Source organism: Klebsiella sp. GW_Kp182, from assembly GCF_040062275.1.
Classification (GTDB): Bacteria; Pseudomonadota; Gammaproteobacteria; order Enterobacterales; family Enterobacteriaceae; genus Klebsiella; species Klebsiella michiganensis.
The window spans coordinates 111,293-135,095 of the sequence record NZ_JBEAFQ010000014.1; the positions used below are offsets into that span (position 1 = coordinate 111,293).

Below are 23,803 nucleotides of genomic sequence, written 5' to 3' on the forward strand. Positions count from 1 at the left end.
GTCGGTTGATATGCAATACATTAAAATCCATTCGCACGATAACGTCGCGGTAGCGTTGGCGGATATGGCGGCAGGCACGGTAGTCACCATTGACGGCGATACGGTCACGTTGGCGCAGGATATTGCGCGCGGGCATAAGTTTACGCTGCGCGGCATTGCGAAGGGAGACAACGTCATTAAGTATGGTCTGCCGATAGGGCATGCGCTGGCGGATATTGCGCCGGGGGAACATATCCACTCCCATAATACGCGTACTAACTTAAGCGATCTCGACGCGTACAGCTATCAACCGGATCTGATCGAACCCGCCGCGCAGCCGGCGGATCGCGACATCCAGATTTATCGTCGCGCCAATGGTGAAGTCGGGGTGCGCAACGAGCTGTGGATCCTGCCGACCGTCGGCTGCGTTAACGCCATGGCGCGCCAGATGCAGAACCGTTTTCTGAAGGAAACCAACGACGCGGAAGGTATCGACGGCGTTCATCTCTTCAGCCATACCTACGGCTGCTCACAGCTCGGTGACGATCACATCAACACCCGTACCATGCTGCAAAATATGGTGCGCCACCCGAACGCCGGGGCGGTACTGGTGGTCGGCCTGGGCTGCGAAAACAATCAGGTTGATGCCTTCCGCGAAACGCTGGGCGAGTTCGACCCTGACCGCGTCCACTTTATGATCTGCCAGCACCAGGATGACGAAGTGGAAGCCGGGCTGGAGCATCTGCGCCAGCTATATGAAGTGATGCGCCACGACAAGCGCGAGCCGGGTAAGCTGAGCGAACTGAAGTTTGGTCTTGAGTGCGGCGGCTCTGACGGTTTGTCCGGCATCACCGCAAACCCGATGCTGGGCCGCTTCTCGGATTATCTGATTGCCAACGGCGGCACCACCGTGCTGACCGAAGTGCCGGAAATGTTCGGCGCCGAGCAGCTGCTGATGAGCCACTGTCGCGATGAAGAGACGTTTGGCAAGCTGGTGACGATGGTTAATGATTTCAAACAGTACTTTATCGCTCATGACCAGCCGATTTATGAGAATCCATCGCCGGGCAACAAAGCGGGCGGTATCACGACGCTGGAGGATAAGTCGCTGGGCTGCACGCAGAAAGCGGGCTCCAGCCAGGTGGTCGACGTCCTGCGCTATGGCGAGCGGCTAAAAGTGCACGGCCTGAACCTGCTGAGCGCCCCGGGCAACGATGCGGTTGCGACCAGCGCCCTGGCCGGCGCGGGCTGCCATATGGTGCTCTTCAGCACCGGTCGCGGCACGCCGTACGGCGGTTTTGTGCCAACGGTGAAAATTGCCACCAACAGCGAACTGGCGGCGAAGAAAAAACACTGGATCGACTTCGATGCCGGTCAGCTGATTCACGGTAAAGCGATGCCGCAGCTGCTGGAGGAGTTTGTCGATACCATTGTGGCCTTCGCGAACGGTAAGCAGACCTGCAATGAGCGTAATGATTTCCGCGAGCTGGCGATATTCAAAAGCGGCGTCACCCTTTAATTACTCGTCATCTTTCGCACCACCGCTGTGTTGGCAGCATTTATCCACCCCGGTCACTTACTTCAGTAAGCTCCCGGGGATGTCTAAACTTGCCGCCTTGCTGTGGCGCGAAATCTTTAGAGTAATAAAAGGGCGGTATTCCGGAAGCGGCGTTTCAGATAATGATGCGCCGTTTTGTTTTATAAGGACTTTTCATGACCGCATACTGGCTTGCCCAGGGCGTCGGCGTTATCGCCTTTCTGATCGGTATTACGACCTTTTTCAACCGCGATGAGCGTCGCTTTAAGCTACAGCTGGCCGTCTATAGCGCCACCATTGGCGTGCATTTCTTTTTGATGGGCGCCTGGCCGGCGGGAATGAGCGCCGAGCTGAATACCGTCCGCACCCTGATCTCCATGCGCACCCGCAGGCTGTGGGTGATGGCCCTGTTTATCGTGCTCACCCTGGTGCTGGGGCTGGCGAAGCTGCAGCACGCCATGGAGCTGCTGCCGATTATTGGCACCCTGGCCAGTACCTGGGCGCTCTTTCGCTGCTCGGGTCTAACCGTCCGCTGCGTCATGTGGTGTTCCACCGCCTGCTGGGTGATCCACAACTTTTGGCTGGGCTCGATCGGCGGCACCCTGATTGAAGGCAGCTTCCTGTTGATGAACGGTCTGAATATCATCCGATTCCGGCGGATGCAAAAGCGCGGTATCGATCCGTTTAAAGCGGAAAAGGCGGGGCAGAAAGAGAACCCCTCCGCGCGTTAGCGGAGGGGAGAGGTGAGATTAACTGCGCAGGGCGTTTTTCGCCAGCTGTTCGTCTTCAGCGATACAGGCGGCGGCGGTGAACAGCGCATCGGTCGAGGAGTTCAGCGCGGTTTCGCAGGAGTCCTGCAGAACGCCGATGATGAAGCCCACGGCGACCACCTGCATGGCGATATCGTTCGGGATACCAAACATATTACAGGCCAGCGGGATCAGCAGCAGCGACCCGCCCGCCACGCCGGAAGCGCCGCAGGCGCACAGCGAGGCGACCACGCTCAGCAGCAGCGCGGTCGGCAGATCGACCGGAACATTCAGCGTGTGTACGGCCGCCAGGGTCAGAACTGTGATGGTAATCGCCGCGCCGGCCATGTTAATGGTCGCGCCCAGCGGAATAGAGACCGAATAGGTATCGCGATCCAGATTCAGCTTTTCGCACAGGGCCATATTCACCGGAATGTTGGCGGCGGAGCTGCGGGTAAAGAAGGCGTATACGCCGCTTTCGCGCAGGCAGGTCATCACTAGCGGATACGGGTTGCGGCGGATTTTCCAGAACACCAGCAGCGGGTTAATCACCAGCGCCACCAGCAGCATACAGCCAACCAGCACCAGCAGCAGCTGGGCGTAGCCCCACAGGGTTTCAAAACCGGTAGTCGCCAGCGTGGAAGCGACCAGGCCGAAGATACCCAGCGGCGCAAAGCGAATCACCACTTTAACGATAAAGGTCACCGCGTGGGACATGTCGTTAATCAGATTTTTGGTGGTTTCATTGCCGTGGCGCAGCGCGAATCCTAAACCGACGGCCCATACCAGAATTCCGATATAGTTGGCGTTCAGCAGCGCGTCAATGGGGTTAGAAACCATGCTCATCAGCAGCCCGCGCAGGACTTCGACGATACCCGACGGTGGGGTGATGCTCTCTGCCGCCGCGTTCAGGTGCAGCGTTGACGGAAAGAGGAAGCTGAACAGCACCGCGGTTAACGCGGCGGCAAAAGTCCCCAGCAGATAGAGGAACAGAATCGGGCGAATGCTGGTTTTCTGCCCCTGCTGATGGTTGGCGATAGAGGCCATGACCAGCATCAGTACCAGCACCGGCGCCACCGCTTTCAGCGCGCCGACGAACAGCGTCCCCAGCAGTCCAACCGCCACGGCGGCCGGTTTTGAGACCGTCGCCAGCAGTACGCCGAGTACCAGACCAATTAAAATTTGTTTGACCAGACTGCCCTGAGCCAGTCGCCGTAGCAGGGTCGATCGGGGTGATGGGGTTGCCATAATTCATTCCTTCCAGTGATGTCGCTGTCCGTCCCGGCTACGTATTATTTGTAACGTTTATGTCCGGATGTAAATAGATGTTTGCCTGGTTGAGTATACGGAAAGAACGCTTCTGGGGAAGGGTAAAATGCTGTTTATCGCGCTGGGATCTTATTTTTTAACTATGTATTAACTATTTTGTGACATGAGTAAGAATAATGCGCGGCAAACGTTGCCGACCGGGTGAAACGGGTCTTCACCCGGCCGTTTACGTCTTACTGCAGCTGTTTTTTCCGATCGTTCTGCTTATTGACCCAGGCGTTGATAAGCAGCGTCAACGCCAGAATACCGCCGACCACGCCCAGCGAAATGCCGATGGGAATATGGTAAAAATCGACAATCAGCATCTTGATGCCGATAAACACCAGAATCACCGACAGGCCGTACTTCAGCATGGAGAAACGCTCCGCGACGCCCGCCAGCAGGAAATACATCGCGCGCAGGCCGAGAATCGCGAACAGGTTTGAGGTCAGCACGATAAACGGATCGGTGGTCACGGCGAAGATGGCCGGAATGCTGTCGACGGCAAAGATAACGTCGCTCAGCTCGACCAGGATCAGCACCAGCAGCAGCGGCGTGGCGTAGATAACGCCGTTTTTGCGGGTAAAGAAGCGTTCACCTTCGATTTTATCCGTCATGCGCAGATGATTGCGGATCCAGCGTACCAGCGGTTTATCGCCGATCCCGGAATCGTCCTCTTTCGCCAGCGCCATCTTCACGCCGGTAAACAGCAGGAATGCGCCGAAGACGTAGAGCAGCCATTCAAACTGAGAAATCAGCCAGCTGCCGGCGAAGATCATGATCGTACGCAGCACGATCGCGCCCAGTACGCCGTAAACCAGCACTCTGCGCTGTAGCGCAGGCGGAACGGCAAAGTAGCTGAACAGCATCAGCCAGACGAAGACGTTATCCACGGCCAGCGCTTTCTCGATCAGGTAGCCGGTGAGGAACGCCAGCGCTTGCGGGTCGGCCACGGCGCGACCTTCGGTCTGCACCAGATACCACCAGAAAGCGGCGTTAAACAGCAGCGAGAGGGTAACCCAGAGAATGGACCAGCCAGCGGCCTGCTTCATGGTCATGCTATGCGCACCACGCCGTCCCTGCAGCAGCAGATCGATAGCCAGCATGATGACCACGACCACTGCGAATCCGCCCCATAACAACGGTGTGCCGACAGTATTCATTACTATTTTCCTTACATAAAAACAAAACGGCTGACGTCGGAAGACGGTAGCCGCTGCGCTTTTATGCATAGACCTCGCCTTCCGGCAAGGTCTCACTTACAACAAGAATCTGTTGCCCGGCGACCGGATGCGGTTTTTCACGCATCGTAATGACGATCGGCCGGCAAGGAAGTTACTCCCCTTTGCGCGTAACAAAGTATTACAGGTTATAAATGGCGTCAATGGAGGCCGACGGACCATTTACACAGCTTTACGCCACCGGTTGACTATCCGCCGGGAAGACCACGCCGGTCTGGCGACGAATTTCGCTCAGCAGCTTCGCCGTGATGCGGCTCACTTCCAGACCCGGATGAACCACCTCGTTGGCTTCGACCAGACGAGCGAACTCCTCCGCTTCATACAGCATCGTATTGATATGCTGCGGCTGGGTGAGATCCTGAGGCTTGCCGCCGCGCGGCACGAAGCAGACTTTCTGGCATTCGGAGATTTTTTCGATCACCAGCGCGCCGGCTTCGCCCTGAATTTCGCTGGGGATGGCGGAATCGCTGACCTTCGAGTGGTGCAGGGTGACATCGAAATCTCCGTAGCTGAGAACGACCGTGCCCTGGCCATCGACGCCGCTCTCCAGCAGGCTGGCGGTTGCGTGCACCGCGCGAGGCTCGCCCCACAGCGCCACCGCGGAGGCCAGACAGTAAAAGCCGATGTCCATGATCGAGCCGTTAGAGAAGGCCGGATTGAAGGTGTTGGGATTTTCGCCGTCGAGATAGCGCTGATAGCGGGAAGAGTACTGGCAGTAGTTAATAAAGGCTTTGCGCAGCTTGCCGATCTTGTCGAACGACTGTTTAAGCAGCAGGAAGTTTGGCAGGCTGGCGGTTTTGAACGCTTCGAAGAGCACCACGTTATTTTCCCGCGCCGTTTTGATCGCGGCTTCGACTTCCTGCAGGTTTGAGGCCAGCGGTTTTTCGCAAATCACGTGCTTTTTATGGCGCAGGAACAGGCGGGTTTGCGGGAAGTGCAGCGAGTTTGGGCTGGCGATATAGACCGCGTCAACGTCAGGGCTTTGCGCTAAATCTTCCAGCGAAGTGAACAGATGTTCGACGGGATAGTCGCTGGCGAAGGCCTGGGCTTGCTCAAGGCTGCGGGAGTAGATGGCGGTGAGTTTATATTTGCCGGTTTCATGGGCGGCATCGACAAACTGCTTGGTTATCCAGTTTGTGCCAACAACTGCGAAACGTATCATAAACGTTGACGAACTCCGTAAAAGGGACCTTTCGTCACTGTAGCACGCCATCATGACAAAACCAGTGCGCTATGGCGCAGAAGCTTGAAGAGTGGTGTGCTGTCTGATGTACGCATAAAGTGTACAATTAATGTGTACAATTCAAGCCGGGAGAAATTTATGCGCTCGTACAGTACATCTGAAGCCAGACAGAATATTGCGGCCGTCATGGACGCCGCTGCCAGCGGAGAACCGATTGAAATTACGCGGCGTGATGGAACGTCTAATGTTTTGATCAGTAAGGCGGAATATGAAACGTTTATGAATGCCAAACTTGATGCGGAGTTTGATTTTATTATGCAGCGACACGGCCGCACAGTTAAGGCGTTGACCGATCGATGAAATGGGTGAGCGCAAGCGAAGTCATTGCCTTTCATGATCGCATTTTACAACATCTCCCCGGCGTTAAAGGTATGTCCGATCCTGGTCGGGCGGAAGCCATAATTTATCGTGTACAGAACCGCTTTCACTATGAAGGGGTGAACGACATTTTTGAACTGGCTGCAACCTATTGGGTCGCTATCGCGCGTGGGCACATTTTTAATGATGGTATTAAGAGGACTGCTTTTTTTATCACCATGACGTTCCTGGCCCGCAATGGGTATCTTATCGCTGATGAAGATACCCGGTTGGAAGAACTCACTGTGCTGGCTGCGACAGGCGAAGCTACGGTAGTGGTTCTTGCTGATGCGTTACGGCAATTGGCGCTCTAACGAAAGCTGGGTCAGCCACAGGCGGGTATCAAACTCCAGCTGATGGTACTGCGGCTCCATATGGCAGCACAGCTGATAGAACGCTTTGTTGTGCTCTTTTTCCTTCAGGTGCGCCAGCTCGTGCACCACGATCATCCGCAGAAAATCCACCGGCGCATCGCGAAAGACGGTGGCGACGCGAATTTCGGCTTTCGCCTTCAGCTTGCCGCCCTGAACGCGGGAGATGGCGGTATGCAGGCCGAGCGCGTTGTTGAGGACGTGGATCTTGCTGTCGTACATCACCTTATTGATCGGCGCCGCGCCGCGCAGATAGCGGGACTTCAGATCCTGGGTATACTGGTACAGCGCTTTATCGTTGTTGATATCGTGACCCTGCGGATAGCGCTTTTTCAGCACCTCGCCGAGACGGTTCTGTTCGATTAACGCGGTGACCTGCGCCAGCAGGGATTCAGGGTAGCCCTGGAGATAGGTTAAAGTGCTCATGCAGCCTGTTTGGGTCATTCAGCGACAACTGCCGGGGATTCTAGCACCCCGCGCGGGCAGGATGCCAGAAAGGCGGCGTTACTCGATTATCGCGTTTTCTACCGCCCGGTAGCTAAAGAAGTCAAACAGCGCCTCTTTACGATGCAGCATGCTATCCACGCAGGCCATGCCGACAAACGCGCCGGTAAACTCGCCGTAGCGGCTGTATTCATCGGAAAAACGCGAGGTGTCGTAGACCGCGCCGATGTTTTGGTATTTTTCGCCATCCGCGGACCACGAGCACCGTATCTCCCGGCCGTTAATCGCCATCGCCAGATAGACTTCTCCCTCCGCAAGGCGGATTTTCTGCGGGTCGTCGTGACGCTCGCCGTTATCCATATAAATGATGGCCAGCTGCGCTGCGCCGGAGGCTTCATCCCAGGTTTTATGCAAAAACAGATAGTTCATGTTGTCGTAGTAGAGCGTCAGGCCGGCGCTGTGCTGATAAATCTCCGGGCTGAAATCCATCTTCGTGACGATGGTGGCGTATACCGAGGTGAGCTTTTTCGCCAGCAGGCTGACTTTATTGAGCGAGCTCAGCGACTCCTGACCGCGTAAGGCAAGGTAACCCGCTCTACGCTCAAGGCTGGTAAAGCGCTGAAAGCGGATCCTCGGCGCATAGAAGGCGTTATCCAGCGTCTGCCCATCAAAATCATCCCTGTCTGGTTTAGCCGGAAACGGCTGAGAAGGCAGATTAGACTTTTCCACCTGGTGCTGAGCGAGGTTCCCCCCGGCCGCCATGCGCAGCCAGCCATCGTCGCTCCATACCATCTTTTGTATCGCCGTCTCGCGGCCCAGCGGGCAGCGCAGCGCCTGGCGGAAGGGTCTGCTGCAAAGATGGGTTAACCAGACTTCGCCCGTCGGGGTCTCGACGTAGCTGCCGTGCCCGGCTTTTTGCAGATAGGTTTGCGGATTGAAGTAGTGTGGTTTGAGATGGTCTGCGTCGTGGCGCGCGTTAAAGTTCTCCGGCCAGGAGGTGACGATGGGGTTTTGCGGATCGCCTTCATAGGGGCCGGCGACCTGCGTTGCGCGCGCCATGGTGACCGCATGGCCGTAGCCGGTGCCGCCTTCGGCGACCATCAGGTAGTAATAGTCGCCGCGGCGCGTCAAATGCGGTGCTTCAATACAGCCGCGATCGGTACCGCCGCGCCAGATCCGCTGCGGATAGCCGACAACGCTTCGCGTTTGCGGCGAATACTCCACCAGGCAAATGGCGCCCGGTTTTTCGTAACCTTCGCGGGTTTCCCACTCCAGGGAAACGATCCATTTTTTTCCGTCGGTGTCGTGCAAAATGGAGGCATCGAACCCGGCAGAGTGGAGATAAACCGGCTCACTCCACGGGCCGGTGATTTCACTGGCGGTAATTAGATAGTTATCTACATCGAAATAACGTGAATTCATGGAATTCATCACGCCATAAATAACGTAGAACAGCTTTTCCTCTTCACACCAGGTCAGGCTCGGTGCCCAAATGCCTTTGGCGGAGGGCAGCTTTTTTAAATCCGGATTATTATCATCGGTAAGAACGTGGGTAAGTAATTGCCAATGTTTTAAATCCCTCGAATGATAAACTGGCAGACCGGGAAACCATTCAAAGGAAGAGACCGCCACATAATAATCATCGCCGCGCCGACAGATACTGGGGTCAGGATTAAAACCTTTAAAAACAGGATTCTGAATCATCGTATTTACCCTTAATGCGCAAAATATAGCGATGATTGTAAATAGGCGATGGCGACGGGGATATATAGACTCTGGCTATTTATATAATAAACGTCTACTTCTCCGGTGATGCGGCTCACAAAAACGCGTTATTTCTCCGCCTGACGCCCTACGGCATCGGTGCTTCTGACTTTGTGACGGAAGGCCAGCGGGGTGTCGTTCATCATCTCTTTAAACTTGAGGCAGAAGTAGGCACTGTCGGTGAAGCCGGCGCTTTGCGAGATATCGCTAATCTTCAGGTCGGTGTTGGTCAGTAGATTGATAGCGATATTCAGTTTGCGCAGCAGCATAAATTTTTTGAAGCTGATGCCGAAGGCGGATTTAAAGGTGCGGGAAAACCAGGATTTCGACCACCGGCAGCGGCGGGCGGCTTCTTCGGTTGTCATCTCAAAATTTTCATTTTCATCAATAGATTGCAGAAGTTCGATCAGCTCGCTCAGATAGCGATGGTTGGTGCGTTCGGTAATGGGGACGGAATCTTTCAGGCTATTAAAGGCGTGCAGCAGTACGCTCTGCATCAGGGAGCGAAACAGCGAATCGGTAAAGTCGCTGAACTCGCCGCACCAGCTCAGCAGCAGCTCCAGGCGCTCGGCTTCCTCGCCGGAAAGGTAAGCGACCGCGCCGCAGTGGGCGGCGGGGAGCGACAGGTCGTATCCCTCGAGCCACTCTTTTTCGAATTGCATAAGATAACGCTTGTGGCTGGCGGCGGCCGGGAGCGTCATTTCATGGATCAGTAAGGCGGGGACGAAAATCAGGGTATTGTTTTTTATCGTAAATTTCTCATCACCAATCGAACAGCTGCCCTCCGACTCTCGGAACCACATCAGTTCGTCCATCATATGAAAATGCGGGACTACGTTTATGCCATTGAAATCGTTTATGTTATCTACCCGGAGGGTAAATAGCTCGCCGGCGCCCACGGGGATCTTTTCGAAAACGGGAGATTCATCACTCATCGGGTACACTCTTCTTATATTTAACAGGATGATTTATACATAATCGGTAGGCCCTAAGCAATAACGTACAGAGGACAAATATTAACGATCTTTCTGGCGGAGGCGCGATGAACACTGCCCGTATCAGTATTAAAGAAAAATTTAGCTATGGGTTAGGGGATACCGGCTGTAATTTAGTCTGGCAGACGGTGATGCTGTTTATGGCCTGGTTTTATACCGACGTATTTGGTTTAAGTCCGGCGCATATGGGGACCATGTTTCTCGCAGTCAGGGTATTAGACGCGGTCACCGATGTATTAATGGGGGCGGTGGCGGATCGTACCCGGACTAAATATGGGCAATTCCGCCCTTATATTTTATGGTTCGCGATTCCTTTTGGCGTACTTTGCTGCTTAACGTTTTATACGCCGGATTTCGGCTATACCGGCAAGCTGATTTACGCCTATGTTTCTTATACCTTATTATCGCTGGTCTATACGGCGATTAACGTTCCGTATTGCGCGATGATCAATAATATCTCTAACGATTCCCGCGAGCGCGTTTCGCTTCAGTCCTGGCGCTTTGCGCTCAGTACGCTCGGCGGTCTGATTGTCTCGCTGACCGCGCTGCCGCTGGTGGCCTGGCTGGGTCAGGGTAATGTGCAAAACGGCTATTTTTACACCATGATTGTGATGGGGTGCCTGAGCATCATTCTGTTCTTTATCTGCTTCGGCCTGACGAAAGAGCGCTACACCACGGATATCGCGGTCAACAATCAAAGCAGCATTCTTGATGATCTGAAAACCCTGCTCGCCAACAAGGACTGGCGCATTCTCTTCGCGCTCAACGTCGTTAACCTGATTGCGGTGCTGTTTAAAGGCGGGACCACGCTCTATTACGTCAACAACATTATGGGGCGGGCGGATCTGGGCAGTCTGCTGCTGACCACCACCCTGGCTTCCGGCGTGCTGGGGGCGATGCTCTCCCCGTTTATCTTTAAAAATATTGATAAAGTGAAAGGGTTTAAAATCTCGATGGCCATTGAGGCGGCGCTGCTGATAGGCATGTACTTCGTCCCGGCGGGGAACGTGGCCGCTATCTTTGCGCTGGTGATTATCATCAATATTATTCAGCTGGCCGCCACGCCGCTGCAGTGGAGCATGCTGTCCGATATTATCGATGCGGAAGAGAAACGCAGCGGTAAAAAGCTCAGCGGGATCGTTTTTTCAACGAACCTGTTTGCCATCAAGCTGGGGATCGCCATCGGCGGCGCGCTGGTGGGCTATATGCTGGCATGGGGCGACTACGTTGGCGGCGCAGCGCAGCAAACCGACTCCGCGCTGCAGATGATCAAGCTGCTGTTCACCGTCTTCCCCGGGGTGCTGGTGGCGCTGCTGATTGTTATCATGAGCAAGTACAGCCTGGACGATAAACGCCTGTCGCGCCTGGCGCAGGACGACCTCCCGGCGTAACGGACTGTCGCCCGGCAGATGGAGATAATCGGAGCATCTCTATTCTACTGGGCGAAGTTTGCGTATAAACTCGCGGGTTTTAGTGTTCCGGAGGCACAAAGGCGATGAGCCAGGTAGAGTTAAACGGTGAGTTATTCACATTAGAGCGGTTCCCGCCGAATGCTGAAGAGGAAGCGCTTCAGGCGTGGGAAGCGGCGGATGAATATCTGCTGCAACAGGTGAATGACGTCGACGGCCTGACGCTCATTTTCAATGACAGCTTTGGCGCGCTGGGCTGCGCGCTGGCGGAACGCAACCCGGTCAGCATCAACGATTCCTACGTATCTGAGCTGGCGACCCGCTACAACCTGCGGATGAACGGCATTGATGAAGAGAGCGTACGTTTTCAGGATCCCCTGAGCGAACTGCCTGCCGCGCCGGCGCTGGTGCTCATTAAGGTTCCGAAGCAGCTGGCGCTGCTGGAGCAGCAGCTGCGCGCGCTGCGCGAGGTTGTCACGCCGGAAACCCGCATCATCGCCGCCGCGAAAGCGCGGGATGTCCACAATTCCACCCTGGCGCTGTTTGAGAAGATCCTCGGCACCACCACCACATCGCTGGCATGGAAAAAGGCGCGGCTGATTTTCTGTACCTTTACCGCGCCTGAGGTGGCCGATGCGCCGCAAACCTACAGCTGGCCGCTGGACGGTACGCCGTGGACGATTCACAACCACGCCAACGTGTTCGCCCGCAGCGGCCTGGATATTGGCGCGCGCTTCTTCCTGGAGCATCTGCCGGCAAATATTGAAGGCGAGATCGCCGATCTTGGCTGCGGCAACGGCGTGATTGGCCTGAAAGCGCTGGCTTTAAACCCGGACGCCCGGGTGATGTTTACCGATGAATCCTATATGGCGGTCGCTTCCAGCCGGCTGAACGTCGAAACCAATATGCCGGATGACCTCGAGCGCTGCGAGTTTGTGGTGAATAACGCGCTGTCCGATATTGAGCCGGACCGCTTCGCCGCCATCCTCTGCAACCCGCCGTTTCATCAGCAGCATGCGATCACCGATCATATTGCCTGGCAGATGTTTAACGACGCCCGCCGCAGTCTGAAGTACGGCGGCGAGCTGTATGTCGTCGGCAACCGCCATCTCGATTATTTCCGCAAGCTGAAACGCGCGTTCGGTAACTGCGCGACGATCGCCACCAATAATAAATTTGTGGTGTTGAAAGCGACAAAGGTGCGCAAACAGCGCTGAGCGTTATCGGCTTTCCCGGTTTCCCCGGCTACCGGCCGGGTTTCCTTTCCCTAAATCGACAGCGCCAGCCGGGTGCCCTGAGCGATTGCCCGCCGGGCGTCCAGCTCCATCGCCACGTCGCAGCCGCCAATCAAATGCACCGTTTTACCCGCCGCCTGCAGCGGATCGGCCAGCTCGCGGCGGGGATCCTGACCGGCGCAGATAATCACATGATCAACGTTAAGCACCTGAGATTCGCCGCCGATCGTCACATGTAGGCCGGCATCATCGATCCGTTGATAGCTGACGCCGGGAATCATTTTGACGCCGCGGGCCAGCAGGGTGGCGCGGTGGATCCAGCCGGTGGTTTTCCCCAGCCCGTCGCCGGGCTTGCTGGTTTTGCGCTGCAGCATCACGATCTGGCGCGGGCTTTTAGCCAGCTGCATCCCCTCCGGGCGTAATCCGCCCGCGCTCTGCAGGCTGGTATCGATCCCCCATTCCGCACAGAACTCGTCGATATTCTGGCTGGTGGCGACGCCGGACTGGCTGAGGTACATGGCGGTATCAAAGCCGATCCCGCCGCAGCCGATAATCGCCACCTTCTCGCCGACCGGCACTTTATCACGCAGGACATCGAGGTAGCTCAGCACCTTCGGATGATCGATCCCGGCGATATCCGGCATCCGCGGGGCGATCCCGGTGGCGAGGATAATCTCATCAAATGCCCGCAGATCGTCGGCCGTCACCCGGGTTTCAAGCCGCAGCGCGACGCCGGTAAGATCCAGCATCCGGCGGTAATAACGCAGAGTTTCATGGAACTCCTCTTTGCCGGGGATCTGTTTGGCGATAGTAAACTGGCCGCCAATCTCATGGTGCCCGTCAAAGAGCGTCACCTGATGCCCGCGCGAGGCGGCGTTAACGGCAAAGGCCAGGCCGGCAGGACCGGCGCCGACTACCGCCAGCCGCTTCGGTGCGGTCGCGGGCGCTATCGGCATCAGGGTTTCATGGCAGGCGCGCGGGTTGACCAGACACGAGGTGACTTTACCGGCGAAGATCCGATCGAGGCAGGCCTGGTTGCAGCCAATACAGGTATTGATCTCATCCGCCCGCCCGCTCTGTGCTTTGGAGAGAAATTCGCTGTCGGCGAGGAAAGGGCGGGCCATCGATACCATGTCGGCGTCTCCGCGGGCCAGGATCGCCTCCGCCACGGCGGGATCGTTAATCCGGTTGGTGGTGACCAGCGGGATCGACACCGCGCCTTTCAGCTTGCGGGTGACCCAGCTAAACGCGCCGCGCGGTACCGGAGTGGCGATGGTGGGAATGCGCGCCTCGTGCCAGCCGATGCCGGTATTGATAATCGTGGCCCCGGCGGCCTCAATCGCTTTCGCCAGCGCGGTGACCTCCGCCAGGGTGCTGCCGCCGCTGACCAGGTCGAGCATCGACAGGCGGTAGACAATAATAAAATCGCTGCCCGCGCGCTCCCGCACGGCTCTGACCACCTCTACGGCAAAACGCATGCGTCGGGCGTAGTCGGCGCCCCACTGGTCGTCGCGCAGGTTGGTGCGCGCGGCAAGAAATTCGTTAATCAGATAGCCTTCCGAGCCCATCACTTCGACGCCGTCGTACCCGGCTTCCCGCGCCAGCTGGGCGCAGCGGGCAAAATCATCGATCAGCTGTAAGATCTCTTCGTGGCTCAGTTCGTGAGGCGTAAAGGGGTTGATCGGCGCCTGCAGCGCGGAAGGGGCCACCAGCTGCGGCTGGTAGCTGTAGCGCCCGGTATGCAGGATCTGCAGCGCGATTTTGCCGCCCTCCTCGTGTACCGCATCGGTGATATGGCGGTGATGAGCGAGATGGCTGGCGTCGTTAAGCACCGCGCCGCCCGCCATGGTGACGCCGGAAGGCGCCGGGGCAATCCCGCCGGTGACGATCAGCGCCACCCCGTGGCGGGCGCGCTCGGCGTAAAACGCCGCCAGCCGCTGTGCGCCGTCCGGCAGCTCCTCCAGGCCAGTGTGCATCGAGCCCATCAACACGCGGTTTTTGAGCGTTGTGAACCCCAGGTCAAGCGGGGCGAAAAGCGACGGGTAGCGGCTCATAATCTCTTCCAGTGTAAAATTATTGTTATGTGGTCGGATGAGTTACTAATTTAGCCGCCGCGGGCGAAAAGGGAAAAGGGGAGTGCGGCGATTGTGATGGGATTCAAAGAACGGCGGAAGGTTCTCCCTTACCCCGGCCCTCTCCCTCCGGGAGAGGGAGAAGGGCGGAATGGCGCTGGGGCCAGTTATGCCCGGACGGTTTCTTCTCCTGTAGGGGAGAGGCTTAGGGTGAGGGGGCAACAGGGGCACGGCGCGTCAGCCCCGGCGCCTGCCACATCGAGGTCGTTAATCCGCTGTCCACCAGACCGAGCTGCTCGGCGTACACCGACTGCCATTTGATCATCATCTCGTGATACAGCTCGCGATGCGCCGGATTGGGCGTAAATTCCCGGTGCCAGCTCACCAGCTTCTCGCCCGTCGCCGCCATATCGCCGTACAGCCCGGCGCCGGTGCCGGCGGCGATCGCGCAGCCCAGCGCCGTCGCCTCGCGGACCTCCGGCACCCGCACCGGGAGGCCGGTGACATCGCTGAGGATCTGGCTCCACAGCGCGCCTTTTGAGCCCCCGCCCGCAAAGACCAGGCTGTCAAACTGCACGCCGGAAAACTGCGAAATTTGCGCCAGATTACAGGCAGAGACAATCGCCGCGTTCTCTTCCAGCGCGCGGAAGAGGGTGGCCTTATTGCATTTTTCCGGGTCGATGGAGAGGTTAATAAACGACGGCGCGGCGTGGTACCACTGCTTAAAGTGCATGGCGTCAGAGAAGATCGGCATCACCCCGTGGGAACCCGCCGGCACGCGGCTGGCCATCTCTTCGAGCAGGCTGTAGGCGTCGACGCCGAGGCGCCCGGCAATCAGCTTCTCCTCCGCGCAGAACGCGTCGCGGAACCAGCGCATGGTCAGGCCGGTGAAGAAGCTGATGGACTCCGCCTGCGCCATGCCGGGAATGACGTGCGGGTTAACGCGAATATTCATCTCCGGGTCAGTTCGGACTTCCGGCAGATTAACCACCTGCTGCCAGAAAGTGCCGCCGAGCACCGCCGTCTGCCCGGCGCGCACCACGCCGAGGCCCAGGCAGCCGAGCTGGACGTCGCCGCCGCCCATCACCACCGGCGTACCCGCGCGCAGCCCGCTTTGCGCCGCCGCCGCGTCGGTCACCGCTCCCAGTACGCTGCCGGTCTCTTTGACCGGCGAGAGAATATCGGCCCGCAGCCCGGCCATATCCAGCAGCGCCGGGCGCCAGTCGCGGCTGAAGAGATCGAGCATGCCGGTCGTTCCGGCGTTAGAAGGGTCAACCGCCAGTTCGCCGGAAAGCTTTGCCGCCAGCCAGTCGCTGATCATGGTGATGGTCGCCGCTTTGCGGTAGATATCCGGGCGATGATGGGCCAGCCACAGCAGGCGCGGCATGGCGCTCAGTGCCAGGGTCTGCCCGGACACGCCGTACACTTCGGATTCAAAACGGTCGTCGTGGATCTCTTTGAGCTCCGCCACCTCGCGGCTGGCGCGGGCGTCAACGTTGGCGCAGGCCCAGATGGCCTCGCCGTTGCGGTCGTAAAGCACGATGCCTTCACGCATCGAGCAGCAGGCCACGGACTGAATATCCGCCGCAGAGAGATGGGCGGCGGCCAGCGCCTGACGGATACACTGGCAGGCCAGCTGCCAGTTGGTGCCAAGGTCGAACTCCATCGAGCCGGGGACATTGTCCACGCTCAGGTGCTTCCATTCGGCCTGGCCGACCGCTATCTGGCGGCCCTGGAGATCGAATACGACCGCCCGAATGCTGCCGGTCCCGGCATCTAACGCTAACAGGTAACTCATGACATGCGCCTCGCTCGTGTTGCGCGGCGCAGGGCCGTTATGAGGCCAGCGTCAGCACCGCGCGTGCTGTTGTCTCTTCCGTTACCAGGCCATTAATCCGCTTGCCGATAAGGGCCGCGTAAATCGCCTGCGCTTTTTCTGTGCCCCCGGCGACGCCCACGATGGTCGGCAGCTGCGCCAGCTCATCAAGGGTGACGCCGAGCAGTTCCCGATGGATCTCCAGCCCTTCAACCGGTTTGCCGTCGGCCTGCAGGAAATAACCTAAAATGTCGCCGACCGCGCCTTTGCGGGCGTACATCAGCTGTTCGCCTTCGCTGATATAGCCGGAGCGCAGGATGGTGGCGTCCCGGCGCTGGTCAATGGCGCCGATACCTACCACCGCCGCATCCGCCGCCGTCGCGGCGAGGATCACGTCGCGGACGCTCGATTCCCGGCGCAGGATCTCCGCCACATCCGCCGATGACACCCTCAGCGGCGCGGGGATCATACTGACGCTACAGGCGGCATCCAGCTGGCCAATGCCGGTCATATACGGGCCCACGCCGCCGGAAAGCGTCACCAGCCGAACCTGCTGGGAGCCGATAAACCCGCTCAGATGCTGCAGGCAGCTCATGGTGGCTTCGCCAAAGCCCACCGCCAGCAGCTGTCCCGGCTCCAGCACGCCCATTAACGATTGCGCCGCGCCAATCCCCAGACGGGTGTTCATCGGCGGGGTATTCAGCGCCGGCAGCACGCGGGCAATTTTCAGACCGAAGCGCTGCTGAAGTTCGGTTTCCAGCGCCAGGCAGCCCTCATAACGCGAATTAATCTGGACGCGGATCACCCCCGACTGGCGGCCCTTCTCCAGCAGGCGGGAGATCTTTAACCGCGGCAGCCCTAAACGCTCGCCGATGTCGTTCTGCGTCAGGCCGTCGTGGTAGTAACACCACGCCACCCGCGCCACCAGCTCCTCCTCGGCTAACGCCAGCCCGGCGTAGCGGCTCTCTTCCGTAATGCGTTTTTCGCTCATAAAGTGAACTCTTATAAAAATTTAGATCATATGTTCGTTATTGCGCGGTCGGAAAATGTGAGCCGACTGGCAAAACGGATCTTTCGTTGTCCGCTGGTTTTCTTCAAACGATCGAAAGCATAAAACTGTGATCGTTGCACGGTTGTAAATATAGTTCACCGTCTACGCTTTTGAACATTATTAATTTAAAAAATCTTTTGTTCAAAATGAGGCGCGATGATGAAGCCCCTGCTTGAAGCTCGCCAAATCGGCAAACAGTTCTCCGGCGTCACCGTGCTGAAGCAGATTGATTTCACGCTGCTTTCCGGCCAGGTGCACGCGCTGATGGGCGGTAACGGCGCCGGAAAATCGACGCTGATGAAGATTATCGCCGGGGTAGAGACCCCCGACAGCGGTGAGCTCATCCTCGGCGAACGTACATTTGCGCGCCTTACTCCCGCCCAGGCCCATCAGCAGGGCGTGTATCTGGTGCCGCAGGAACCGATGTTATTCCCCAATCTGACGGTGCGGGAAAATATTCTTTTTCGTCTGCCAAAGCGGGCGGATACCGAGGCCCGCCTGCAGGAAAAGCTTCAGCAGCTTAGCTGCCAGCTTAACCTTGAGGCGGCGGCAAGCACTCTGGAAGTCGCCGACCAACAAATGGTGGAGATCCTGCGCGGGCTGATGCGCGACGCGCAGATCCTGATCCTTGATGAACCCACCGCCTCATTGACGCCGGGGGAAACCGAGCGCCTGTTTCGCCAGATCCGCTCTTTGCAGGCGCTCGGCGTCGGGATCGTGTTTATCTCGCACAAGCTGCCGGAGATCCGCCAGGTCGCCAGCCACGTCTCGGTGATGCGCGACGGCGCGGTGGTGCTGAGCGGGGAAACCGCGCACTACGGCGACAACCAGCTGATCGGCGCAATGACGCCCGTCAGCCGCGATCGTGCGCTGAGCGACACGCAAAAGCTGTGGCTGGCGCTGCCGGGCAATCGCCGCACTCAGGCGCAGGATTTCCCGGTCCTTAGAGTAGAAGATCTGACCGGAGAAGGTTTTATCGATCTCAACCTGGAGATCCGCGCCGGGGAGATCGTCGGCCTCGCCGGGCTGGTCGGATCCGGGCGCACCGAATTTGCCGAAACGCTCTACGGTCTGCGGCCGGCGCGCGCCGGGCGGGTATGGCTGGAAAACCGCGATATCTGCCGCGACAGTACGCGCGCCAGGCTGGCCTGCGGGCTGGTCTATCTGCCGGAGGACAGGCAGGTTTCCGGGCTGTTTCTCGATGCGCCGGTGCGCTGGAACACGGTGATGTTTAACCAGCCGTCGCTGTGGCAGCAGAACAGGCGCGAAGCGGCGCTGGTGGAGCGCTATCACCGGGCGCTGGGGATCAAAATGGCCGATGGCGATCGCCCGGTGCGCACGCTCTCCGGCGGTAACCAGCAGAAGGTACTGCTGGCGCGCTGCCTGGAGGCTAACCCGCTGCTGCTGATCGTCGATGAGCCGACCCGCGGCGTGGACGTTTCCGCCCGCGCCGACATCTATCAGCTGTTGAAAAGCGTCGCCGCGCAGAACGTGGCGGTATTGATGATCTCCAGCGATCTCGACGAGTTCGTTGGCCTGGCCGATCGGGTGCTGGTGATGCATCAGGGCAGGCAGAGCGGCGAGCTGGCGCAGCAGGCGGTCAGCGTTGACCGGATGATGACCCTGGCCTTCGGAGGACAGGCATGAAAACGTTATTAAAGAATCGTGAACTGAGCGCCTTTCTCGCCATCGTGGTGCTGTTTGCCGGGCTGGTGGCGCTCAACCCGGCTTATTTCAGTTTGCAAACCCTGGCCATGATCTTTGCCAGCGCGCAAATCCTTTGCCTGCTGGCGCTGGGGGCAACGCTGGTGATGCTCACTCGCAATATCGACGTTTCGGTAGGCTCCACCGTCGGCCTGAGCGCTATCGCGACAGGCGTGGCGCTGAATAGCGGGTATGGCCTGATGACCGCCATCGCCTTCGCGCTGGCGATCGGCGCGCTGGCCGGCGCCTTTAACGGCCTGCTGGTGGTGGGGCTGCGCATCCCGGCGATTGTCGCCACCCTCGGCACCCTCGGGCTTTATCGCGGGGTGATGCTGCTGTGGACCGGCGGTAAGTGGATTGAAGGCTTGCCGAACAGCCTGAAGGCGCTGTCGGAACCGGCGTTCATCGGTATTTCGCCGCTGGGCTGGCTGGTGCTGGCGCTGCTGCTGGCGGGCGGCTGGATACTGTCGCGCACCGCCTTTGGCCGTGATTTTTACGCCGTCGGCGATAACCTCGCCGCGGCCCGCCAGCTCGGGGTGGCGGTGAACCGCACGCGGATGCTGGCATTTACCCTTAACGGCATGCTGGCGGCCTGCGCCGGGATTGTGTTCGCCGCGCAGATTGGCTTTGTGCCCAATCAGACCGGCAGCGGCCTGGAGATGAAGGCCATCGCCGCCTGCGTGCTCGGCGGGATCTCGCTGCTTGGCGGTACCGGCACGCTGCTGGGCGCTTTTCTCGGCGCCTTCTTCCTCACCCAAATTGACACCGTGCTGGTGCTGTTCCGTCTCCCGGCGTGGTGGAACGACTTCATCGCCGGCCTGGTGCTGCTCGGCGTACTGGTGCTCGACGGGCGGCTGCGCCAGGCGCTGGCCCGCCATCAGCGGGCGCTGAAGTACAGCCGCTTTCAGCCCGGTAATAAAGGGGGCAAGCGCGTGGCCCCGTTTCCCGAACGCAAAAACAAAGAGGTGGCGTAAATGAAGCTCAACTGGGAAAGCGCGCTGCTGGCGCTACTGGTGCTGGAGATCCTGCTGTTTGGCGCCCTGAATCCGCGCATGCTGGATCTCAATATGCTGCTGTTCAGTACCAGCGACTTTATCTGCATTGGCATCGTGGCGCTGCCGCTGACGCTGGTAATTATCAGCGGCGGGATTGATATTTCGCTCGGTTCCACCATCGGCCTGTGCGCCATCGCGCTGGGGGTGATGATGCAGGCAGGCTGGCCCATGAGTCTCGCGATCCCCCTGACGCTGCTGCTCGGCCTGCTGTGCGGGTTGCTGAACGCGGCGCTGATTCATTACACCGGCATTAGCCCGCTGGTGATTACGCTTGGCACCCTTTACCTCTACGGCGGCGGCGCGCTGCTGCTTTCTGGCATGGCCGGGGCAACCGGCTACGAAGGCATCGGCGGATTCCCGGATAGCTTTACCGCCTTCGCCAACCTGACCCTGTTCGGCCTGCCGATACCGCTGGTGCTGTTCGCCGTTATCACCTTTTTCTTCTGGCTGCTGGCCCACCGCGGGCGCTTTGGGCGGCATCTTTTTCTGCTCGGGCAGAACCCGCGCGCCGCGCGCTACGCCGCGCTTTCCGTTAACGGGATGCCCTACGCGCTGTATGGCCTGGTGGGCGTGGCGTCGGCGGTAGCGGCGCTGGTGATGGTCTCCTATTTCGGCTCGGCGCGCTCGGACTTAGGCCGCGACCTGCTGATGCCGGCGTTGACCGCCGCGGTGCTCGGCGGGGCCAATATCTACGGCGGTTCCGGCTCGATCGTCGGCACGGCGCTGGCCGCGCTGCTGGTGGGCTATTTACAACAAGGTTTGCAAATGGTCGGCATCCCCAACCAGGTGTCGAGCGCGCTGTCAGGGGCGCTGTTGGTTGTGGTGGTGATGGGGCGTTCGCTGAGCCTGCACCGTGAATGGGTGCGGATGAGCTGGCGGCGTCTTTTCTCGCGTAAAACAATCGGAGCATAAAATGAAAACAAAACTGATCGTGCTGGCGATGGCGCTGGGTATGGCATCGGCCCAGGCGGCGGACCGTATCGCCTTTATTCCTAAGCTGGTCGGCGTCGGCTTCTTTACCAGCGGCGGTAACGGCGCGAAAGAGGCGGGCAAAGCGCTCGGCGTGGACGTCACCTACGACGGCCCGACCGAACCGAGCGTCTCCGGCCAGGTGCAGCTGATCAACAACTTCGTCAACCAGGGCTACAACGCGATTATCGTCTCCGCCGTATCGCCGGACGGGCTGTGCCCGGCGCTGAAGCGGGCGATGCAGCGCGGGGTGAAGGTCCTGACCTGGGACTCCGATACCAAACCAGAGTGCCGCAGCATCTATATCAACCAGGGGACGCCGCAGCAGCTCGGCGGCCTGCTGGTGGAGATGGCGGAAAAGCAGGTGACGAAGCCTGGCGCCAAAGTGGCGTTTTTCTACTCCAGCCCGACGGTGACCGACCAGAACCAGTGGGTAAAAGAGGCGAAGGCCAAAATCGAAAAAGCGCATCCGCAGTGGGAAGTGGTGACCACGCAGTTTGGCTATAACGACGCCACTAAATCGCTGCAAACCGCCGAGGGGATCTTAAAAGCGTACCCGGATCTCGACGCCATTATCGCCCCGGACGCCAACGCGCTTCCGGCGGCCGCCCAGGCGGCAGAGAACCTCAAGCGCCAGGGCGTGGCGATTGTCGGCTTTAGTACCCCGAACGTGATGCGCCCCTACGTGGAGCGCGGCACGGTAAAAGCCTTCGGCCTGTGGGACGTGGTGCAGCAGGGCAAGATCGCGGTTAACGTCGCCGATCGTCTGCTGAAAAAGGGCGATCTTAACGTCGGCGACAGCGTTGATGTGAAAGATCTCGGCGTCCTGAAAGTCGAGCCCAACAGCGTACAGGGCTATCAGTATGAAGCGAAAGGCAACGGCATCGTGCTGCTGCCGGAGCGGGTGGTGTTCACCAAAGAGAATATCAATAACTACGATTTCTGATGGAGAATGAGATGGCTGATTTAGACGATATCAAAGAGGGAAAAAACTTCGGCTTAGACCGTCCGCAGCAGAATACGCTCTATACGCTGAAGGGCTGCGGGTCGCTGGAGTGGGGGATGCAGTCGCGGCTGGCGCGTATCTTCAACCCGCAGAGCAACCGTACGGTGATGCTGGCGTTCGACCACGGCTATTTTCAGGGGCCGACCACCGGGCTGGAGCGTATCGATCTCTCTATTGCGCCGTTGTTCGAAGAGACCGACGTGCTGATGTGCACCCGCGGCGTGCTGCGCAGTCAGGTGCCGGCGGCGACCAACAAACCGGTGGTGCTGCGCGCTTCCGGCGGCAACTCGATCCTTAGCGAGCTTTCCAACGAGTGCGTGGCGGTGGCGATGGAGGACGCGCTGCGACTGAACGTCTGCGCGGTGGCGGCGCAGGTCTATATCGGCAGCGAGCATGAGCATCAGTCGATCAACAACATTATCAAGCTGGTGGACGCCGGCAACCGCTACGGTATGCCGGTGCTGGCGGTAACCGGCGTGGGCAAAGAGATGACCCGCGACGCCCGCTACTTCTCGCTGGCCAGCCGCATTGCCGCCGAAATGGGGGCGCAGTTCGTGAAAACCTACTTTGTTGAGGAAGGCTTTGAGAAAGTCACCGCCAGCTGCCCGGTGCCGATCGTCATCGCCGGGGGCAAAAAGCTGCCGGAGCAGGAGGCGCTGGAGATGTGCTGGCGGGCGATCGACCAGGGGGCTTCCGGCGTGGATATGGGGCGGAATATCTTCCAGTCCAGCGCGCCGCGCGCGATGCTGAAGGCGGTGAAAAAAGTGGTGCATGAGAACCTGAGCGCCCGCGAGGCGTATCAGTTCTGGCAGGAGGAAAAACAGGGAGAGCTGCAATGAACGTAACGCTGGTGGAAATCAATATCAAACCGGAACGGGTCGACGAGTTTCTTGAGGTGTTCCGCGCCAACCACGAAGGGGCGCTGCAGGAGCCGGGCAATCTGCGCTTTGACGTCCTGCAGGACCCGGAGGTGAAGACGCGCTTTTTTATCTATGAAGCCTATATCGACGATGACGCGGTGCTGGCGCACAAGAAAACCCCGCACTATCTGGCCTGCGTGGCGAAGCTGGAGGCGTTGATGTCGCAGCCGCGGCAGAAGCGCAGCTTTATCGGCCTGCTGCCGGAGGTGTAAGACGAGCCCTCACCCCGGCCCTTTCCTGAAGGGCTGAGGTACCCCAGAAAAATGAAAAGCGCGGTGAAGTGCGAGCTGCTGGTTGCGCTAACAAAACAGCAGAGACTTCATCGTGCATTTATTACAGTCTGCCAGAAGCGCTTTTCCACATCTCTACACGGTATCCATTCCTTCCGTACTAATGTGCTTACTGATATGGCTACGGCTTGTTGTCATGTCGACTTTTTGACATACGGCCACAGGATGGACAGGCACGTTTACGGCCATCGATCCGGCTATCGTTATTCTCGGTAACAGGCCGCATTCGCCAGTGGCGACATATAGATGGATTGTCGAACAGATTTATGGTGCACTGAAATAACAACG

The 23,803-nt window shown here is 58.6% G+C and carries 21 protein-coding genes and 1 pseudogene; 13 read left to right on the plus strand and 9 right to left on the minus strand.

What is annotated here, in order from left to right; translation table 11 throughout:
• Nucleotides 1–10: 10 nt before the first annotated feature.
• Together ABLU88_RS15365 and ABLU88_RS15370 are read left to right on the plus strand one after the other, a co-directional pair.
• Nucleotides 11–1,498 (plus strand): altronate dehydratase family protein, encoded by a 1,488-nt coding sequence (locus ABLU88_RS15365; protein WP_014226935.1) that lies wholly within the window; start codon nt 11–13, stop codon nt 1,496–1,498.
• 194 nt (nt 1,499–1,692) lie between these two features.
• Nucleotides 1,693–2,247: a YgjV family protein gene (locus ABLU88_RS15370; RefSeq protein ID WP_014226934.1), complete on the plus strand. Its 555-nt coding sequence runs from the start codon at nt 1,693–1,695 to the stop codon at nt 2,245–2,247.
• 18 nt (nt 2,248–2,265) lie between these two features.
• Here ABLU88_RS15370 and sstT read toward each other — a convergent pair whose 3' ends face one another.
• The 3 genes from sstT to ABLU88_RS15385 all read right to left on the minus strand — a co-directional run bounded on the left by sstT (nt 2,266) and on the right by ABLU88_RS15385 (nt 5,976).
• On the minus strand, nt 2,266–3,513 hold the full coding sequence (gene sstT / locus ABLU88_RS15375; protein WP_004105963.1) for a serine/threonine transporter SstT: 1,248 nt from the start codon (nt 3,511–3,513) through the stop codon (nt 2,266–2,268).
• Between the two features lie 254 nt (nt 3,514–3,767).
• A complete protein-coding gene (locus tag ABLU88_RS15380; protein WP_048260487.1) occupies nt 3,768–4,736 on the minus strand; it encodes a TerC family protein in 969 nt (322 codons plus the stop codon).
• Between the two features lie 250 nt (nt 4,737–4,986).
• Nucleotides 4,987–5,976: a Gfo/Idh/MocA family oxidoreductase gene (locus ABLU88_RS15385; protein ID WP_016808035.1), complete on the minus strand. Its 990-nt coding sequence runs from the start codon at nt 5,974–5,976 to the stop codon at nt 4,987–4,989.
• Nucleotides 5,977–6,135: 159 nt separating this feature from the next.
• Between ABLU88_RS15385 and ABLU88_RS15390 the strand changes: the two genes are divergently transcribed.
• Nucleotides 6,136–6,357 (plus strand): type II toxin-antitoxin system prevent-host-death family antitoxin, encoded by a 222-nt coding sequence (locus ABLU88_RS15390; protein WP_004105957.1) that lies wholly within the window; start codon nt 6,136–6,138, stop codon nt 6,355–6,357.
• Nucleotides 6,354–6,728, plus strand: a complete 375-nt coding sequence (locus ABLU88_RS15395; protein ID WP_103814272.1) for a type II toxin-antitoxin system death-on-curing family toxin — start codon at nt 6,354–6,356, stop codon at nt 6,726–6,728. Before ABLU88_RS15390 ends, ABLU88_RS15395 begins: the two co-directional genes overlap by 4 nt.
• On the opposite strand, the gene ABLU88_RS15400 is transcribed toward ABLU88_RS15395, so the two are convergent.
• The 3 genes from ABLU88_RS15400 to ABLU88_RS15410 form a co-directional block, all read right to left on the minus strand.
• On the minus strand, nt 6,708–7,211 hold the full coding sequence (locus ABLU88_RS15400) for a M48 family metallopeptidase (RefSeq protein WP_348836940.1): 504 nt from the start codon (nt 7,209–7,211) through the stop codon (nt 6,708–6,710). The two genes, ABLU88_RS15395 and ABLU88_RS15400, sit on opposite strands and share 21 nt — an antisense overlap.
• 78 nt (nt 7,212–7,289) lie before the next feature.
• Nucleotides 7,290–8,933 (minus strand): glycoside hydrolase family 43 protein, encoded by a 1,644-nt coding sequence (locus tag ABLU88_RS15405; protein WP_348836943.1) that lies wholly within the window; start codon nt 8,931–8,933, stop codon nt 7,290–7,292.
• Between the two features lie 128 nt (nt 8,934–9,061).
• Nucleotides 9,062–9,928, minus strand: a complete 867-nt coding sequence (locus ABLU88_RS15410; RefSeq protein ID WP_348836945.1) for a helix-turn-helix domain-containing protein — start codon at nt 9,926–9,928, stop codon at nt 9,062–9,064.
• A 107-nt stretch (nt 9,929–10,035) separates the two neighbouring features.
• On the opposite strand from ABLU88_RS15410, the gene ABLU88_RS15415 reads away from it, so the two are divergent.
• Together ABLU88_RS15415 and rlmG are read left to right on the plus strand one after the other, a co-directional pair.
• Nucleotides 10,036–11,379, plus strand: coding sequence for a glycoside-pentoside-hexuronide (GPH):cation symporter (locus ABLU88_RS15415; protein ID WP_046878299.1), 1,344 nt, complete (start codon nt 10,036–10,038; stop codon nt 11,377–11,379).
• A gap of 104 nt (nt 11,380–11,483) precedes the next feature.
• The gene (gene rlmG / locus ABLU88_RS15420; RefSeq protein ID WP_103814268.1) at nt 11,484–12,614 is read left to right on the plus strand and encodes a 23S rRNA (guanine(1835)-N(2))-methyltransferase RlmG; all 1,131 of its coding nucleotides are present in this window, start codon (nt 11,484–11,486) and stop codon (nt 12,612–12,614) included.
• A gap of 50 nt (nt 12,615–12,664) precedes the next feature.
• On the opposite strand, the gene ABLU88_RS15425 is transcribed toward rlmG, so the two are convergent.
• From ABLU88_RS15425 to lsrR, 3 genes are all read right to left on the minus strand, one after another.
• A complete protein-coding gene (locus tag ABLU88_RS15425; protein ID WP_122116836.1) occupies nt 12,665–14,686 on the minus strand; it encodes an NADPH-dependent 2,4-dienoyl-CoA reductase in 2,022 nt (673 codons plus the stop codon).
• Nucleotides 14,687–14,909: 223 nt separating this feature from the next.
• Entirely contained in the window at nt 14,910–16,502 is a 1,593-nt protein-coding gene (lsrK, locus tag ABLU88_RS15430; RefSeq protein WP_064358289.1) for an autoinducer-2 kinase, read from the minus strand.
• A 37-nt stretch (nt 16,503–16,539) separates the two neighbouring features.
• Entirely contained in the window at nt 16,540–17,511 is a 972-nt protein-coding gene (gene lsrR, locus ABLU88_RS15435; RefSeq protein WP_004105944.1) for a transcriptional regulator LsrR, read from the minus strand.
• 219 nt (nt 17,512–17,730) lie between these two features.
• On the opposite strand from lsrR, the gene lsrA reads away from it, so the two are divergent.
• The 7 genes and pseudogenes from lsrA to ABLU88_RS15470 all read left to right on the plus strand — a co-directional run.
• A complete protein-coding gene (lsrA, locus tag ABLU88_RS15440) occupies nt 17,731–19,218 on the plus strand; it encodes an autoinducer 2 ABC transporter ATP-binding protein LsrA (protein WP_122116841.1) in 1,488 nt (495 codons plus the stop codon).
• Nucleotides 19,215–20,249 carry an autoinducer 2 ABC transporter permease LsrC gene (gene lsrC, locus ABLU88_RS15445; RefSeq protein WP_014226924.1) on the plus strand — a complete coding sequence of 345 codons (1,035 nt, stop codon included), beginning with the start codon at nt 19,215–19,217 and terminating at the stop codon, nt 20,247–20,249. The genes lsrA and lsrC overlap by 4 nt, the downstream gene beginning before the upstream one ends.
• A complete protein-coding gene (gene lsrD / locus ABLU88_RS15450; RefSeq protein ID WP_014226923.1) occupies nt 20,250–21,242 on the plus strand; it encodes an autoinducer 2 ABC transporter permease LsrD in 993 nt (330 codons plus the stop codon).
• Between the two features lies 1 nt (nt 21,243).
• Nucleotides 21,244–22,245, plus strand: coding sequence for an autoinducer 2 ABC transporter substrate-binding protein LsrB (lsrB, locus tag ABLU88_RS15455; RefSeq protein ID WP_025108305.1), 1,002 nt, complete (start codon nt 21,244–21,246; stop codon nt 22,243–22,245).
• 11 nt (nt 22,246–22,256) lie between these two features.
• Complete coding sequence (gene lsrF / locus ABLU88_RS15460) at nt 22,257–23,144, plus strand: 3-hydroxy-5-phosphonooxypentane-2,4-dione thiolase (RefSeq protein ID WP_004125444.1); 888 nt, start codon at nt 22,257–22,259, stop codon at nt 23,142–23,144.
• Nucleotides 23,141–23,437 (plus strand): (4S)-4-hydroxy-5-phosphonooxypentane-2,3-dione isomerase, encoded by a 297-nt coding sequence (lsrG, locus tag ABLU88_RS15465; RefSeq protein WP_004854408.1) that lies wholly within the window; start codon nt 23,141–23,143, stop codon nt 23,435–23,437. The genes lsrF and lsrG overlap by 4 nt, the downstream gene beginning before the upstream one ends.
• Before the next feature lie 220 nt (nt 23,438–23,657).
• A pseudogene (locus ABLU88_RS15470) lies at nt 23,658–23,798 on the plus strand (penicillin binding protein PBP4B); the annotation flags it as partial.
• Between the last annotated feature and the right edge of the window lie 5 nt (nt 23,799–23,803).

Coding starts and splice junctions, on each gene's coding strand:
- lsrF (WP_004125444.1), top strand. CDS start 22,257: ATGGCTGATTTAGACGATATCAAAGAGGGAAAAAACTTCGGCTTAGAC.
- rlmG (WP_103814268.1), top strand. CDS start 11,484: ATGAGCCAGGTAGAGTTAAACGGTGAGTTATTCACATTAGAGCGGTTC.
- lsrA (WP_122116841.1), top strand. CDS start 17,731: ATGAAGCCCCTGCTTGAAGCTCGCCAAATCGGCAAACAGTTCTCCGGC.
- ABLU88_RS15390 (WP_004105957.1), top strand. CDS start 6,136: ATGCGCTCGTACAGTACATCTGAAGCCAGACAGAATATTGCGGCCGTC.
- ABLU88_RS15400 (WP_348836940.1), bottom strand. CDS start 7,211: ATGAGCACTTTAACCTATCTCCAGGGCTACCCTGAATCCCTGCTGGCG.
- sstT (WP_004105963.1), bottom strand. CDS start 3,513: ATGGCAACCCCATCACCCCGATCGACCCTGCTACGGCGACTGGCTCAG.
- lsrR (WP_004105944.1), bottom strand. CDS start 17,511: ATGAGCGAAAAACGCATTACGGAAGAGAGCCGCTACGCCGGGCTGGCG.
- lsrK (WP_064358289.1), bottom strand. CDS start 16,502: ATGAGTTACCTGTTAGCGTTAGATGCCGGGACCGGCAGCATTCGGGCG.
- ABLU88_RS15380 (WP_048260487.1), bottom strand. CDS start 4,736: ATGAATACTGTCGGCACACCGTTGTTATGGGGCGGATTCGCAGTGGTC.
- ABLU88_RS15395 (WP_103814272.1), top strand. CDS start 6,354: ATGAAATGGGTGAGCGCAAGCGAAGTCATTGCCTTTCATGATCGCATT.
- lsrG (WP_004854408.1), top strand. CDS start 23,141: ATGAACGTAACGCTGGTGGAAATCAATATCAAACCGGAACGGGTCGAC.
- ABLU88_RS15370 (WP_014226934.1), top strand. CDS start 1,693: ATGACCGCATACTGGCTTGCCCAGGGCGTCGGCGTTATCGCCTTTCTG.
- lsrB (WP_025108305.1), top strand. CDS start 21,244: ATGAAAACAAAACTGATCGTGCTGGCGATGGCGCTGGGTATGGCATCG.
- lsrD (WP_014226923.1), top strand. CDS start 20,250: ATGAAGCTCAACTGGGAAAGCGCGCTGCTGGCGCTACTGGTGCTGGAG.
- lsrC (WP_014226924.1), top strand. CDS start 19,215: ATGAAAACGTTATTAAAGAATCGTGAACTGAGCGCCTTTCTCGCCATC.
- ABLU88_RS15415 (WP_046878299.1), top strand. CDS start 10,036: ATGAACACTGCCCGTATCAGTATTAAAGAAAAATTTAGCTATGGGTTA.
- ABLU88_RS15410 (WP_348836945.1), bottom strand. CDS start 9,928: ATGAGTGATGAATCTCCCGTTTTCGAAAAGATCCCCGTGGGCGCCGGC.
- ABLU88_RS15425 (WP_122116836.1), bottom strand. CDS start 14,686: ATGAGCCGCTACCCGTCGCTTTTCGCCCCGCTTGACCTGGGGTTCACA.
- ABLU88_RS15365 (WP_014226935.1), top strand. CDS start 11: ATGCAATACATTAAAATCCATTCGCACGATAACGTCGCGGTAGCGTTG.
- ABLU88_RS15405 (WP_348836943.1), bottom strand. CDS start 8,933: ATGATTCAGAATCCTGTTTTTAAAGGTTTTAATCCTGACCCCAGTATC.
- ABLU88_RS15385 (WP_016808035.1), bottom strand. CDS start 5,976: ATGATACGTTTCGCAGTTGTTGGCACAAACTGGATAACCAAGCAGTTT.